Origin of the sequence: Burkholderia sp. RF4-BP95 (assembly GCF_001521985.1) — a bacterium.
Lineage (GTDB): Bacteria > Pseudomonadota > Gammaproteobacteria > Burkholderiales > Burkholderiaceae > Burkholderia > Burkholderia diffusa.
Map to the genome: position 1 here is coordinate 193,581 of NZ_LOSX01000080.1, position 16,013 is coordinate 209,593.

Genomic DNA, 16,013 nt, shown 5'->3' on the forward strand with positions numbered 1-16,013 from the left:
CCTGCGCAAGCGTGCGGCAAGCCCGTCATGCACGTGAACGACGGATAAAAAAAACCGCCCGGCGGACCGGGCGGTTTCGACGACAGCGAATACGCAACGTGAGGCGGCTCGCGCCGCCCGTGCTTATTCGGCTGCCGGGTGTTGCGGCTCTTCCGCAGGCGCGCTCGGCGTGCCGAAGTCGAATGCCTCTTCCGCTGCGATCTGATCGAAACGCTCGCGGTCGGACATCTCCTTCGCCTTGCGTGCCTTGTGGAACGCGAGACCCGTACCGGCCGGGATCAGACGGCCGACGATCACGTTTTCCTTCAGACCGCGCAGATCGTCGCGCTTGCCCATGATCGCCGCTTCGGTCAGCACGCGGGTCGTTTCCTGGAACGATGCCGCCGAGATAAACGAGTCGGTCGACAGCGACGCCTTCGTGATACCGAGGAGCACGTTGTCGTACGACGCCGGACGCTTGTTCTCGGCGATCATGCGATCGTTCTCGTCCAGCATGTCGGAACGCTCGACCTGTTCGCCCGGGATGAAGCGCGTATCACCGTTGTCGGTGATCTGCACACGACGCAGCATCTGGCGAACGATCACCTCGATGTGCTTGTCGTTGATCTTCACGCCCTGCAGACGATACACGTCCTGCACTTCGTCGACGATGTAGCGCGACAGCGCCTCGATGCCCTGCAGACGCAGGATGTCGTGCGGATCGGCCGGGCCGTCCACGATCATTTCGCCCTTGTTGACGACCTGAGCATCGTGGACCAGCACCTGCTTTTCCTTCGCGATCAGGAACTCGTGCTGATTGCCTTCGAGGTCCGTGATGACGAGACGCTGCTTGCCCTTCGTGTCCTTGCCGAACGACGTCGTGCCGGTGACTTCCGCGAGAATGCCGGCATCCTTCGGCGAACGCGCTTCGAACAGTTCCGCCACCCGCGGCAGACCGCCGGTAATGTCACGCGTCTTCTGCGCTTCGGTCGGGATACGTGCGAGCACTTCACCCACCTGCACTTGCTGGCCGTCCTTCACGGTGATCAGTGCGCCGACCTGGAAGCCGATCTGCACCGCGTGTTCCGTGCCCGGGATCTTCACTTCGTCGCCGTTCGCGTCGAGCAGCTTCACCTGCGGACGCACGCTCTTCGAAGCTTGCGAACCGCGACGCTTCACGTCGATCACGACCAGCGTCGACAGGCCGGTCACGTCGTCGATCTGTTTCGCGACGGTCACGCCTTCCTCGACGTTCTCGAACTTCACCGTACCACCGTACTCGGTGATGATCGGACGCGTCATCGGATCCCACGTCGCCAGCTGCGTACCGGCCTTGATCGCCGCGCCGTCGAGCTGCAGCAGCGTCGCGCCGTACGGGATCTTGTGACGTTCGCGCTCGCGGCCGATATCGTCGGTGATCAGCGCCTCGCCCGAACGCGAGATGACGATCTGCTCGCCCTTCGCGTTGGTGACGTAACGCATCGTCGCCGTGAAACGCACGATACCGTTGCTCTTCGCTTCGACCGACGACGCCACTGCCGCACGCGATGCCGCACCACCGATGTGGAACGTACGCATCGTCAGCTGCGTGCCCGGTTCACCGATCGACTGTGCCGCGATCACGCCGACTGCTTCGCCGACGTTCACGAGCGAGCCGCGGCCGAGGTCACGGCCGTAGCAGGCCGCGCACAGACCGTAACGCGTTTCGCAGGTCAGCGGCGTGCGCACGCGCACTTCGTCGATGCCGAGGCGTTCGATTTCCTCGACCGCCGTTTCGTCGAGCAGCGTGCCCGATTCGTACAGCGTTTCCTGCGTTTCCGGGTTCACGACGTCCGCGACCGCGACGCGGCCGAGGATACGGTCGCGCAGTGCCTCGACGACTTCACCGCCTTCGACCAGCGCCTTCATCGCCACGCCGTTCGACGTGCCGCAATCGTCCTCGACCACCACCAGATCCTGCGTGACGTCGACGAGACGACGGGTCAGGTAACCCGAGTTTGCCGTCTTCAGTGCCGTATCAGCCAGACCCTTACGTGCACCGTGGGTCGAGATGAAGTACTGCAACACGTTCAGGCCTTCGCGGAAGTTCGCGGTAATCGGCGTCTCGATAATCGAGCCGTCCGGCTTCGCCATCAGGCCGCGCATACCGGCCAGCTGACGAATCTGCACCGCCGAACCCCGGGCGCCCGAGTCGGCCATCATGTAGATCGAGTTGAACGACTCCTGGCGCGTCTCGTTGCCGTCGCGGTCCGTCACCGGCTCCGTCGACAGCTGCTCCATCATCGCCTTGCCGACCGCTTCCGACGTCGCCGACCAGATGTCGACCACGTTGTTGTAGCGTTCCTGCGCGGTGACGAGACCCGACATGTACTGGCGGTCGTACTCCTTCACCTTCTTCGCGGCGTCGCCGACGATCGTTTCCTTCTGCGGCGGCACGAGCATGTCGTCCACGCAGATCGAAATGCCGGCGCGCGTCGCGAGGCGGAAACCCGACTGCATCAGCTGGTCGGCGAACACGACCGTCGCACGCAGACCGCACTTGCGGAACGCGGTGTTGATCAGGCGCGAGATTTCCTTCTTCTTCAGCGGCTTGTTCAGCACCGAGAACGGCAGGCCGTGCGGCAGGATCTCCGACAGGATCGCGCGACCGACGGTCGTCGCGTACAGCGAGATCTTCGGCACGAATTGCGGCGCGCCTTCCGACGTGTCTTCGTTGCGGACCATTTCGGTGATCCGCACGTTGACGCGCGATGCCAGCTCGACTTCCTTGTTCTCGTACGCGCGGATCACTTCCGACACGCCGGTGAACGACAGGCCTTCGCCCTTGCCGTTGATCGCTTCGCGGGTCGCGTAGTACAGACCCAGCACGATATCCTGCGACGGCACGATCGACGGATCACCGTTGGCCGGGAACAGCACGTTGTTCGACGCCAGCATCAGCGTGCGCGCTTCCATCTGCGCTTCGAGCGACAGCGGCACGTGAACGGCCATCTGGTCACCGTCGAAGTCGGCGTTGAACGCCGCGCAGACGAGCGGGTGCAGCTGGATCGCCTTGCCTTCGATCAGCACGGGCTCGAACGCCTGGATACCGAGACGGTGCAGCGTCGGCGCACGGTTCAGCATCACCGGGTGCTCGCGGATCACCTCTTCGAGGATGTCCCACACCACCGGCGTCTGGTTCTCGACTTCCTTCTTCGCAGCCTTGATGGTCGTCGCGACGCCCATCACTTCCAGCTTGTTGAAGATGAACGGCTTGAACAGTTCGAGCGCCATCAGCTTCGGCAGACCGCACTGGTGCAGCTTCAGCGTCGGGCCGACCACGATGACCGAACGGCCCGAGTAGTCGACGCGCTTGCCCAGCAGGTTCTGACGGAAACGACCGCCCTTGCCCTTGATCATGTCGGCGAGCGACTTCAGCGGACGCTTGTTCGCGCCCGTCATCGCCTTGCCGCGACGACCGTTGTCGAGCAGCGAGTCGACGGCTTCCTGCAGCATCCGCTTTTCGTTGCGGACGATGATTTCAGGGGCCTTCAGCTCGAGCAGACGCTTCAACCGGTTGTTACGGTTGATCACGCGGCGATACAGGTCGTTCAGGTCCGACGTCGCGAAACGGCCGCCGTCCAGCGGCACGAGCGGACGCAGTTCCGGCGGCAGCACCGGCAGCACTTCGAGGATCATCCACTCGGGCTTGATGCCCGAGCGCTGGAATGCCTCGAGGACCTTCAGGCGCTTCGCGTACTTCTTGATCTTCGCTTCCGAGCCGGTGTTCTTCAGCTCGGTGCGCAGCGTTTCGACCTGCTCGTCGATGTTGATCGCGCGCAGCAGTTCACGCACGCCTTCCGCGCCCATTTCGGCACGGAATTCGTCGCCGTATTCCTCGACCTTGTTGTAGTAATCCTCTTCGGTCATGATCTGCCGCGCCTTCAGCGGCGTCATGCCCGGTTCGATCACCACGTATGCTTCGAAGTACAGCACGCGTTCGATGTCGCGCAGCGTCATGTCGAGCACCATGCCCAGACGCGACGGCAGCGACTTCAGGAACCAGATGTGCGCGACCGGCGAGGCCAGCTCGATGTGGCCCATCCGTTCACGACGCACCTTCGCCAGCGTCACTTCGACGCCGCACTTCTCGCAGATCACGCCGCGGTGCTTCAGACGCTTGTACTTGCCGCACAGGCACTCGTAGTCCTTGATCGGCCCGAAGATCTTCGCGCAGAAGAGACCATCGCGTTCCGGCTTGAACGTACGGTAGTTGATGGTCTCCGGCTTCTTCACTTCACCGAACGACCACGAACGGATCTTGTCCGGCGAGGCCAGACCGATCTTGATCGCGTCGAAAACTTCTTCCTGTTGGACTTGCTTGAATAGATCGAGCAGAGCTTTCATTGCTTTCTCTCCGTAGTCCGATTAATTGCGGTCGAGATCGATGTCGATACCGAGCGAGCGGATTTCCTTCACGAGCACGTTGAAGGATTCCGGCATGCCTGCATCGATCACGTGATCGCCCTTCACGAGGTTCTCGTAAACCTTCGTCCGGCCGGTCACGTCGTCCGACTTCACCGTCAGCATTTCCTGCAGCACGTAGGACGCGCCGTACGCTTCGAGTGCCCACACTTCCATTTCACCGAAACGCTGGCCACCGAACTGCGCCTTACCACCCAGCGGCTGCTGCGTGACGAGCGAGTACGGGCCGGTCGAACGCGCATGCATCTTGTCGTCGACCAAGTGGTGCAGCTTCAGGTAGTGCATGTAACCCAGCGTCACGCGACGTTCGAACATCTCGCCCGTGCGGCCGTCGTACAGGCGGACCTGGTTCTTCGACGGGTTCATGCCGAGCTGCTCCGCGATGTCGTCCGGGAACGCGAGGTCGAGCATCTTGCCCATTTCTTCCTCGGTCGCACCGTCGAACACCGGCGTTGCGAACGGCACGCCTTCGCGCAGGTTCTTCGCGAGTTCGAGGATCTCGTCGTCGGTGAAGCTTTCCAGGTCTTCCTGGCGGCCCGACTCGTTGTAGATCTTCGTCAGGAACACGCGCAGTTCCTCGATCTTCGCCTGACGCTGCAGCATTTCGCCGATACGCCAGCCGAGGCCCTTCGCGGCCCAGCCAAGGTGCACTTCCAGAACCTGACCCACGTTCATCCGCGACGGCACGCCGAGCGGGTTCAGCACGACGTCTGCCGGACGGCCATCGGCCATGTACGGCATGTCTTCGATCGGGACGATCTTCGACACGACACCCTTGTTACCGTGGCGGCCTGCCATCTTGTCGCCAGGCTGCAGGCGGCGCTTCACCGCGAGGTACACCTTGACCATCTTCAGCACGCCCGGCGGCAGTTCGTCGCCTTGCGTGAGCTTCTTGCGCTTCTCTTCGAACGCGAGATCGAACTGGTGACGCTTTTCTTCGATCGAGTTCTTGATCGCTTCGAGCGATGCCGCTGCTTCGTCGTCCGCGAGGCGGATGTCGAACCAGTGGTAGTGGTCGAGATCTTCCAGGTAAGCCTGGTCGATCTTCGTGCCCTTCGCGAGCTTCTTCGGACCGCCGTTCGCGACCTTGCCCACCAGCATCCGTGCGAGACGCTGGAACGCGTCGCCTTCCACGATGCGCAGCTGGTCGTTCAGGTCGAGACGGTAGCGCTTCAGTTCGTCGTCGATGATCTGTTGCGCACGCTTGTCGCGCTGGATGCCTTCACGCGTGAACACCTGGACGTCGATCACGGTGCCGCTCATGCCCGACGGCACGCGCAGCGACGTGTCCTTCACGTCCGAAGCCTTCTCGCCGAAGATCGCGCGCAGCAGCTTCTCTTCCGGCGTCAGCTGGGTCTCGCCCTTCGGCGTGACCTTGCCGACCAGCACGTCGCCCGCTTCGACTTCCGCACCGATGTACACGATGCCCGATTCGTCGAGACGGCCGAGCTGGACTTCCGCCAGGTTCGAGATGTCGCGCGTGATTTCTTCCGGCCCGAGCTTCGTGTCGCGTGCAACGACGTTCAGCTCTTCGATGTGGATCGACGTATAGCGATCGTCGGCCACGACCTTCTCCGAGATCAGGATCGAGTCCTCGAAGTTGTAGCCGTTCCACGGCATGAACGCGATCAGCATGTTCTGGCCGAGCGCGAGCTCGCCCAGGTCCGTCGAGGCGCCGTCGGCCAGCACGTCGCCGCGCGAGACCTTGTCGCCCATCTTCACGATCGGACGCTGGTTGATGTTCGTGTTCTGGTTCGAACGCGTGTACTTGATCAGGTTGTAGATGTCGACGCCGACTTCACCTGCGACCGCTTCGTCGTCGTTCACGCGAATCACGATACGGCCTGCGTCGACATAGTCGACGACGCCGCCGCGGAACGCCTGAACCGTCGTGCCCGAGTCGACCGCGCAGGTGCGCTCGATGCCCGTACCGACGACCGGCTTTTCCGGACGCAGACACGGCACGGCCTGACGCTGCATGTTCGAACCCATCAGTGCACGGTTCGCGTCGTCGTGCTCGAGGAACGGGATCAGCGAAGCGGCAACCGACACGATCTGCGACGGCGCGACGTCCATGTACTGGATGCGGTCCGGCGTGACCATCATCGTTTCGCCGGCTTCACGCGACGACACGAGTTCGTCGACCAGCGTGCCGTTCTCGTCGATCGCGGCGTTCGCCTGCGCGATCATGTAGCGGCCTTCCTCGATCGCCGACAGGTAGTCGATCTGGTCGGTCACCTTGCTGTCCACGACCTTGCGGTACGGCGTCTCGAGGAAGCCGTACTCGTTCAGGTGCGCGTACAGTGCGAGCGAGTTGATCAGACCGATGTTCGGACCTTCCGGCGTTTCGATCGGGCACACGCGGCCATAGTGGGTCGGGTGCACGTCACGAACTTCGAAGCCTGCGCGTTCGCGCGTCAGACCGCCCGGGCCCAGTGCGGAAACACGGCGCTTGTGCGTGATTTCCGACAGCGGGTTGGTCTGGTCCATGAACTGCGACAGCTGCGACGAACCGAAGAACTCGCGGATCGCCGACGAAATCGGCTTCGAGTTGATCAGGTCGTGCGGCATCAGGTTTTCGCTTTCGGCCTGGCCGAGGCGCTCCTTGACCGCGCGCTCGACACGCACGAGACCCGCGCGGAACTGGTTTTCCGCCAGTTCGCCGACGCAACGCACGCGACGGTTGCCGAGGTGGTCGATATCGTCCACTTCGCCCTTGCCGTTGCGCAATTCGACGAGGATCTTGATCGTCGCGAGGATGTCGTCGTCCTGCAGCGTCATCGGGCCGGTGATCTCGTCACGGCTGACGCGGCGGTTGAACTTCATACGGCCGACCTTCGACAGGTCGTACGCTTCTTCGCTGTAGAACAGACGGTTGAACAGCGCCTCGACCGCTTCTTCGGTCGGCGGCTCGCCCGGACGCATCATGCGGTAGATCGCGATACGCGCGGCCGTCTTGTCGGTCGTTTCGTCGACACGCAGCGTCGACGAGATGTACGGACCCTGGTCCAGATCGTTCGTGTAGAGCGTCTGGATATCCTTGATGCCCGCTTCGCGCAGCTTCTCGAGCACGCTTTCCGTGACTTCGTCGTTCGCGGTCGCGATCACTTCGCCGGTATCGCCGTCGACGACGTTCTTCGCCAGCACGCGGCCGAGCAGATAGTCTTCCGGCACCGAGATGTACTTGGTCTTCGCGGCTTCGAGGTCGCGAATGTGCTTCGCGTTGATCCGCTTGTCCTTCTGGACGATGACCTTGCCGTCGCGATCCGTGATGTCGAAGCGCGCGACTTCACCACGCAGGCGCTCGGGCACGAACTCGAGTTGCGCGCCTTCGTCCATCAGCGTGAAGTTGTCGAACACGAAGAAGTTCGCGAGGATCTGTTCCGGCGTGAGGCCGATCGCCTTCAGCAGGATCGTGACCGGCATCTTGCGGCGACGGTCGACGCGGAAGTACAGGATGTCCTTCGGATCGAATTCGAAGTCGAGCCACGAGCCGCGGTACGGAATGATCCGTGCCGAGAACAGCAGCTTGCCCGAGCTGTGCGTCTTGCCCTTGTCGTGTTCGAAGAACACGCCCGGCGAACGGTGCAGCTGCGAGACGATGACACGCTCGGTGCCGTTGATGACGAACGAGCCCGTCGGCGTCATGAGCGGAATTTCGCCCATGTACACTTCCTGCTCCTTCACTTCCTTGACGACCGGCTTGTTCGGCGATTCCTTATCGAGGATGACGAGGCGGACCTTCGCGCGCAGCGCGGAGCAGTACGTCAGGCCACGCTGCTGGCATTCCTTGATGTTGAATGCCGGCGCGGACAACGCATAGCTCACGAACTCGAGGCGCGCGAAGCCGTTGTGCGAAACAATGGGAAATACCGATGTGAATGCGGCTTGCAAACCTTCAGGCTTGCGTTGCGTGCCAGGCACATCAGCTTGCAGAAACGTGCTGAATGATTCAAGCTGGGTGGCCAGCAAGAACGGAACTTGGTGAACGATGGGGCGCTTCGCGAAACTCTTGCGAATGCGCTTCTTCTCGGTGAAGGAATATTGCATACGATCTCCGAATCACGGCGGGTGCTGTCGAGGCGGGATACCTGGACGTTTCGAACCCGAGTGTTCACCGACTGAGACCCGATGGCCGCCCGATGGCTTGAACGAGCCGAGAAGCTTGGTGGTTGGCCGCTACCAACCGCTGGCTGACGGCAGCGGATGCCTGTGTTGCCCGCTACCCGACCAAACTTGCCTTCTGCAGTCGCTTCAGAAGACAAAGAGAAACGCCGATCGCGACCGTTGCCTACGATTCGGCGGTTTTCTTTGGCTTCTGGGGCCGATTATTCGGGCTCCCTAATGAGTGCCAGAATAACGTCCCCACAAAGCACAAAAAGGCCGGCGGTGAAAATACCGCCAGCCTTCGCACAGCGCGTCGAAACTTACTTGACTTCGACCTTTGCGCCTGCTTCTTCCAGCTTCTTCTTGGCTTCTTCAGCAGCAGCCTTGTCGACGCCTTCCTTGACAGCCTTCGGTGCGCCGTCAACGACGTCCTTCGCTTCCTTCAGGCCCAGGCCCGTCAGTTCGCGAACTGCCTTGATGACTGCAACCTTGTTGCTGCCTGCTTCAGCCAGGACGACCGTGAATTCGGTCTTCTCTTCTGCAGCAGCAGCAGCGCCGCCGCCTGCCGGGCCAGCGACTGCCACTGCAGCTGCCGACACGCCAAACTTCTCTTCGAATGCCTTGACCAGTTCGTTCAGTTCCAGAACGGTCATCCCTTCGACTGCTGCCAGGATGTCTTCTTTTGCGATTGCCATTTGAAATACTCCTAAATTGAATTCGGATACAGCCAGCGATCAGTGACGCTGATGCACGCTCGATTACGCAGCTTCCGCTTGCTTCTTCTCGGCCAGCGCGGCAAGAGCACGCGCGAAGCCCGAAACAGGCGATTGCATAACGAACAGCAGCTTCGAGAGCAGTTCTTCACGGCTCGGGATGCTTGCCAGCGCTTGCACGCCAGCCTTGTCCATCACCTTGCCATCGAACGAACCAGCCTTGATGACCAACTTGTCATTGCTCTTGCTGAAGTCGTTGACGACCTTAGCAGCAGCAATTGCATCTTCCGAGATGCCGTAGATCAGGGGGCCAGTCATCTGCTCTGCCAGCGGAGCAAAAGGCGTACCTTCAACAGCGCGACGCGCCAGCGTGTTCTTCAACACGCGCAGGTAAACCTGTTGCTCACGCGCTTTCGCGCGCAGCTTGGTCAGATCGCCAACCGCAATTCCACGATACTCAGCCAGCACAACGGTCTGGGCCTTCGCGACTTGCGCGGCAACCTCAGCGACGACGGCTTGCTTGTCTTCTCTATTAAGCGGCACGGTTAGCCTCCAGAAACGATACGTTCGGCGCGGCCGGCATGGCCGAAACCTCACGTACCTCGTTCAACAACGGCGTCCGACCTCGTTAGGAGTATTTCCACCTCACGCCGTGAATCGCTTCACGACCTGCGGCTTCACCACTGCAAAACTTTTTCGGGTTCGCCATCTGCGTTGGCTTGAATTAAGGGATCGCCTGCCTGCTGCGCCCCACCAACGGTCTTTGATAACCGGTTGCCCGCCCTGCTGCACGAACAACCGCCCAAAGCCCATGTAGGCCGCTTCGCGAACGAAGCGGCCCGAATACTTGCTTACTGTGCTGCCAGCGTAGCCTGGTCGACACGCACGCCGACACCCATCGTGCTCGACAGTGCGATCTTGCGCAGGTAGACGCCCTTGCTCGTTGCCGGCTTGGCCTTCTGCAGCGCTTCGATCAGTGCCGACAGGTTCGAACGCAGTGCGGTCGATTCGAACGATGCACGGCCGATGGTCGCGTGGATGATACCGGCCTTGTCGACACGGAATTGCACCTGACCAGCCTTCGCGTTCTTGACTGCAGTCGCGACGTCCGGCGTGACCGTGCCGACCTTCGGGTTCGGCATCAGGCCGCGCGGGCCGAGGATCTGACCGAGCGTACCGACGATACGCATCGTGTCCGGCGAAGCGATCACGATGTCGAAGTCCATCTGGCCAGCCTTGATCTGCTCAGCCAGGTCTTCCATACCGACGATTTCCGCGCCTGCCGCACGAGCCTGCTCGGCCTTGTCACCTTGTGCGAACACGGCAACGCGAACCGACTTGCCCGTACCTGCCGGCAGAACGACCGAACCACGAACGACTTGGTCCGACTTCTTCGCGTCGATACCGAGCTGGACTGCGACGTCGATCGATTCGTTGAACTTCGCGCTCGCGCATTCCTTCACGAGTGCCAGTGCGTCTTCGATCGCGTACAGCTTCTGACGGTCGACCTTGGCGGCAAATGCCTGACGGCGCTTGGAGATCTTAGCCATTTACACGCCCTCCACAGTGATGCCCATCGAGCGTGCGCTACCAGCGATGGTGCGAACGGCTGCGTCCAGATCAGCTGCCGTAAGGTCCGGCATCTTGGTCTTCGCGATTTCTTCGGCTTGAGCGCGCGTGATCGAACCGACCTTGTCGGTGTGCGGCTTGCTCGAGCCCTTGTCCACCTTCGCCGCCTTCTTGATCAGGACGGTCGCCGGCGGCGTCTTCATCACGAACGTGAAGCTCTTGTCAGCGTATGCCGTGATGACCACCGGCACCGGCAGACCCGGCTCCATGCCCTGAGTCTGCGCGTTGAACGCCTTGCAGAACTCCATGATGTTCAGGCCGCGCTGGCCCAGTGCCGGACCGACCGGCGGCGACGGGTTGGCTTTACCTGCAGGAATCTGCAGCTTGATAAAGCCGACAATCTTCTTTGCCATTTGTAAACCTCGTTGGAACGCCGGACGGCGTTCGGTGAGTGATAACGCGCGTTCGCCGTTGGCTACTGACGCTCCTCAACGGCCATAACGCGAGCCGTAAGCGCGAAGGTGGGCAGCCGAGGCTGCCCACCGAATCGGGATCAAACTTTTTCGACCTGGCCGAACTCGAGTTCGACCGGGGTAGAGCGGCCAAAGATGGTGACCGACACACGCACGCGCGATTTTTCGTAGTTGACTTCCTCGACAGTGCCGTTGAAGTCCGTGAACGGGCCTTCCTTGACACGCACCATCTCGCCAACTTCGAACAGGGTCTTCGGGCGCGGCTTCTCGACGCCTTCCTGCATCTGCGACATGATCTTTTCGACTTCCTTCGGGGAAATCGGGGTCGGGCGGTTACGCGCACCGCCGACGAAACCCGTGACCTTCGCCGTGTTCTTCACGAGGTGCCACGTTTCGTCCGTCATCTCCATTTCCACCAGCACGTAGCCGGGGAAGAAACGACGCTCGGTTACAGCCTTGTGGCCGCCTTTGACTTCGACCACTTCTTCGGTCGGAACCAGGATCTGACCGAATTTATCCTGCATGCCAGCACGTTCAATGCGCTCCTGAAGCGCGCGCTGCACGCTCTTCTCCATACCGGAGTAGGCGTGCACGACGTACCAACGCTTTCCGCTCGGGGATGCCGGAGTATCGCTCATATCATTTCCAACCCAGAATCGCCGAGAAAATCACCCATTCGATCGATTTGTCACTCAACCAGAGGAAAATCGCCATCACGAGCACGAAACCGAACACGACAAGCGTGGTTTGCGTTGCTTCCTTGCGGGTGGGCCAAACGACCTTGCGGACTTCCTTGTACGAATCCTTGGCAAATGCGATGAGGCTCTTGCCAGGCACGGACATCAGACTGACGGCCACGCCGGCGATGATACCTACCGCCAATGCGGCGCCGCGGACATACCACTGCTGGTTGGCCAGCCAGAAGAAGCCCACGAATCCGGCCAAGACCAACAATACACCCAGGGCCAGCATCAGCTTATCGCCGGAGGTATTTACAGTTTCGACGGATGGATTCGCCATAACACCTTAAAACAAATGCCACGTGGGACACGTGGCGATTTTTGGCAGGGGCAGAGGGAATCGAACCCCCAACCTTCGGTTTTGGAGACCGACGCTCTGCCAGTTGAGCTATACCCCTAAACCATGTTGGGGCCGGCTGCTGCCAGCCCCAAAACTGTCGATCAACGAATAACTGGCTTACTCGATGATCTTGGCGACGACGCCGGCGCCGACGGTACGGCCGCCTTCGCGGATTGCGAAGCGCAGACCTTCTTCCATCGCGATCGGAGCGATCAGCTTCACCGTGATCGACACGTTGTCGCCCGGCATCACCATTTCCTTGTCCTTCGGCAGCTCGATCGAGCCCGTCACGTCCGTCGTACGGAAGTAGAACTGCGGACGGTAGTTGTTGAAGAACGGCGTGTGACGGCCGCCTTCGTCCTTGCTCAGCACGTACACTTCAGCCGTGAAGTGCGTGTGCGGCGTGATCGAACCCGGCTTCGCCAGAACCTGGCCACGCTCCACGTCTTCACGCTTCGTGCCGCGCAGCAGGATACCGACGTTGTCGCCTGCCTGACCTTGGTCCAGCAGCTTGCGGAACATTTCGACGCCCGTGCAGGTCGTCTTCACCGTCGGCTTGATACCGACGATTTCGATTTCCTCGCCGACCTTCACGATGCCGCGCTCGACACGACCCGTCACCACCGTACCGCGGCCCGAGATCGAGAACACGTCTTCCACCGGCATCAGGAACGCGCCGTCAACCGCACGCTCCGGCGTCGGGATGTACGTGTCCAGTGCGTCTGCCAGGCTCATGATCGCCACTTCGCCCAGCTCGCCCGTGTCGCCTTCCAGCGCCAGCTTCGCCGAACCCTTCACGATCGGCGTGTCGTCGCCCGGGAAGTCGTACTTCGACAGCAGTTCGCGAACTTCCATCTCGACCAGCTCGAGCAGTTCAGCGTCGTCCACCATGTCGCACTTGTTCAGGAACACGATGATGTACGGAACGCCAACCTGACGCGCCAGCAGGATGTGCTCGCGCGTTTGCGGCATCGGACCGTCTGCTGCCGAGCAAACCAGGATCGCGCCGTCCATCTGCGCTGCGCCCGTGATCATGTTCTTCACATAGTCAGCGTGGCCCGGGCAGTCGACGTGTGCGTAGTGGCGGTTTGCCGTTTCGTACTCGACGTGTGCCGTGTTGATCGTGATGCCGCGCGCCTTTTCTTCCGGTGCCGCGTCGATCTGGTCGTAGGCCTTCGCTTCGCCGCCGAACTTCTTCGTCAGAACCGTCGTGATCGCTGCCGTCAGCGTCGTCTTGCCGTGGTCAACGTGACCAATCGTACCAACGTTGACGTGCGGCTTGGTCCGCTCAAACTTTTCCTTGGCCATTTTCAACTCCCGAAAGGAATTTCACATGTTGCGCCGCGCGCAAACAGACACTGACTTTTTACTGCTGGTGCCCATGGGCAGGATCGAACTGCCGACCTCTCCCTTACCAAGGGAGTGCTCTACCACTGAGCCACATGGGCGTTATTACGCTTCAACTACACGGACTGGAGCGGGTGAAGGGAATCGAACCCTCGTCGTAAGCTTGGAAGGCTTCTGCTCTACCATTGAGCTACACCCGCACGGGCCACTAACGATTCCCTACCGCTCTCTGCGCTGATGTTCTGGTGGAGGAGGTTGGATTCGAACCAACGTAGGCGTAAGCCAACAGATTTACAGTCTGCCCCCTTTAGCCACTCGGGCACCCCTCCGTAGAGAACTGACGATTATGGGGGTGCATCGCACTCTTGTCAAGCACATCCGGAAGATTATTTTCATTCTCTTCCAGCCCACTTGCGCGACTCACCCGACACCCATGCTCGCCCGACTGAGGCAAACACGAGAGGATCGCCGATCGGCGCCCACATCTTCGTCAGACCTCCGTCTTCAGCATCGATTTGCATCTTCGCTAAAAACGAAAGACCGCTATCATAAGGCCTTCCGCGCATAATGCCAAGCGGGTAGATGCAAAAAATCCGCAATTTCCATGCCGGCGGGATTTGCAAAGGCATCCTGCAAACGCCAGGACCAATCTGAAGCCGTTTAACGGTGGCGCGTCAGCACATCGTCCGGCCGGGGTCAGCCGGGCTATCCGCAGAGGCTCCGACACATCGGACATCGGGTTCCGGATATAGTGCCTGCTCGCATCCTCCGCTGCGACATGCAGGAATCGAACCGCCAGAACAGGGACCACCATTGGCCCACGTTTTCCGTTCTGGCGACAGAATAGAGGCGCGATACCGTCCCGCTTTCATGCGATCGAGCCCCCACTCTCCCCCGCCTCATTCAAATTCCGGACTTCTCTCGTGCCTTCGCGCGATCTTCGGTGCCTCCATGTCGCACTCCGGCGGCACCACGATGCCGCAAGCAGGACGCGCAAACGAGGCGCGCCAGCTCGCACGGCACATAACAACGTTGAAGTCCGTGGTCAGCGGGCCGAGTGTCGTATCGGATATCGGACGTATAGCGCGGCTTCGCTGCGATAGTCCGACTCATGTGTTGATCCGCTGCGCGAAGGTCCGGCGCGATACTTGCCGCACCGCGGCGCGTTCGCTGCGACGGTGACGCGTGGCCGACATGATGGGCAGAGGTGTGGGTGCAAATCGTCGCGTATCAGCGGCACCAGGACGTCCGGGCAGGTCGAGCTTCCGGACCGCTCCGGGCGGTGTCATCGTCGCCGCGAGCCGCAATCAGGTGGGTCGAAGGGATCTTCAACATCATGCGTCCGCGACTGCCTCCGGGGCCGCGCTCGCTGGCATCGCCGCGTTGTAGGTGGCGGCGAAGTATCCGGCGTCGACCGGCGGTTCTTCCGCGTCGACTTTGATCGAGATGCCTATGCGACGCCTCCTGCGGACTACGCGCGCCAGAGAAGCTAACGTCCGACACGAGCACCTCAACGTCGGCTGCTCGCCGCCCCGGCGATGCTCACGCCGTGCCGAGATCAGGGCAAAAATTGGATCCGCGACTTGTACCGGGCGAGCATTCCGCGCTGGGTGATCCGAGCGCCGCGTGCACCTCATGTGCCGACCAGCGTCGACGCGAGCGGTATGCATTTCGCGTTGATGGCTAAGATCGTGGCTTTTTCGGTGGCGCAGCTCGTTCGCTCGTTGACGAAGCCTATGCCCTTCGAATCTGGTAGCTCGCTCTCGTCAGAAGCAACACGGGGACGTCTGACGGGATCGAGCAGGCAAACCGACGTCACCTCCCGACACTGAGCGGCGGCGGAGGGCTCCGTGGGAATTTCGGTCGTCATTCGGATGCTAACGGTATGCTCTCGCGGCCTCGAGCTGCCGCGGATTTGCCATGAAACGCGCCAGCCATACACCGGCCCCCCCCCCCGCGCCTCGAACATAATCACCTACATTGGCCGGAAAAATGCGTTGCCGGAGGCGTCGCCGAACCGGCAAGAGTCGTCTCCCTGGCTGGAGATTACAGCGAATCGGCGGGTGATTGGTCCCGGGTGATGGAAAGCGGTGGATTGCGGCGACGCGCTTGGGCCGCAAACGGAGAGGTTCGATTGCCTGCACTCGCGTTTCCGTCGCCCCAATGCAAAAACCCCCGCCTTGTCGGGCGGGGGTTCTTGGCTTAGGGAGCCTGACGATTACCTACTTTCACACGGGAATCCGCACTATCATCGGCGTAGAGTCGTTTCACGGTCCTGTTC

At 61.2% G+C, this 16,013-nt stretch carries 9 protein-coding genes and 4 tRNA genes; all 13 read right to left on the reverse strand.

The window, feature by feature from the left end; all coding sequences use genetic code 11:
- Window positions 1-123 precede the first annotated feature (123 nt).
- Window positions 124-4,365 (reverse strand): DNA-directed RNA polymerase subunit beta', encoded by a 4,242-nt coding sequence (gene rpoC / locus WS46_RS27760; RefSeq protein WP_059535568.1) that lies wholly within the window; start codon window positions 4,363-4,365, stop codon window positions 124-126.
- Between the two features lie 21 nt (window positions 4,366-4,386).
- Window positions 4,387-8,493, reverse strand: a complete 4,107-nt coding sequence (gene rpoB, locus WS46_RS27765; RefSeq protein WP_059535566.1) for a DNA-directed RNA polymerase subunit beta — start codon at window positions 8,491-8,493, stop codon at window positions 4,387-4,389.
- Window positions 8,494-8,870: 377 nt separating this feature from the next.
- Window positions 8,871-9,245 (reverse strand): 50S ribosomal protein L7/L12, encoded by a 375-nt coding sequence (gene rplL, locus WS46_RS27770; RefSeq protein WP_021161757.1) that lies wholly within the window; start codon window positions 9,243-9,245, stop codon window positions 8,871-8,873.
- Window positions 9,246-9,308: 63 nt separating this feature from the next.
- Entirely contained in the window at window positions 9,309-9,806 is a 498-nt protein-coding gene (gene rplJ, locus WS46_RS27775; protein ID WP_038715103.1) for a 50S ribosomal protein L10, read from the reverse strand.
- A 308-nt stretch (window positions 9,807-10,114) separates the two neighbouring features.
- Complete coding sequence (gene rplA / locus WS46_RS27780) at window positions 10,115-10,813, reverse strand: 50S ribosomal protein L1 (protein ID WP_059535563.1); 699 nt, start codon at window positions 10,811-10,813, stop codon at window positions 10,115-10,117.
- The gene (rplK, locus tag WS46_RS27785; RefSeq protein ID WP_006400671.1) at window positions 10,814-11,245 is read right to left on the reverse strand and encodes a 50S ribosomal protein L11; all 432 of its coding nucleotides are present in this window, start codon (window positions 11,243-11,245) and stop codon (window positions 10,814-10,816) included. It lies immediately after the preceding gene.
- 140 nt (window positions 11,246-11,385) lie between these two features.
- Entirely contained in the window at window positions 11,386-11,943 is a 558-nt protein-coding gene (nusG, locus tag WS46_RS27790) for a transcription termination/antitermination protein NusG (protein WP_006400672.1), read from the reverse strand.
- A gap of 1 nt (window position 11,944) precedes the next feature.
- Window positions 11,945-12,325 (reverse strand): preprotein translocase subunit SecE, encoded by a 381-nt coding sequence (secE, locus tag WS46_RS27795; RefSeq protein WP_059692392.1) that lies wholly within the window; start codon window positions 12,323-12,325, stop codon window positions 11,945-11,947.
- A gap of 42 nt (window positions 12,326-12,367) precedes the next feature.
- Window positions 12,368-12,443 (reverse strand) — tRNA-Trp (locus WS46_RS27800).
- Between the two features lie 59 nt (window positions 12,444-12,502).
- A complete protein-coding gene (gene tuf / locus WS46_RS27805) occupies window positions 12,503-13,693 on the reverse strand; it encodes an elongation factor Tu (protein WP_006482910.1) in 1,191 nt (396 codons plus the stop codon).
- A 65-nt stretch (window positions 13,694-13,758) separates the two neighbouring features.
- Window positions 13,759-13,833 (reverse strand) — tRNA-Thr (locus WS46_RS27810).
- 25 nt (window positions 13,834-13,858) lie between these two features.
- Window positions 13,859-13,932, reverse strand: a tRNA-Gly gene (locus WS46_RS27815).
- A gap of 43 nt (window positions 13,933-13,975) precedes the next feature.
- Window positions 13,976-14,061: transfer RNA gene (locus tag WS46_RS27820), tRNA-Tyr, on the reverse strand.
- Window positions 14,062-16,013 lie beyond the last annotated feature (1,952 nt).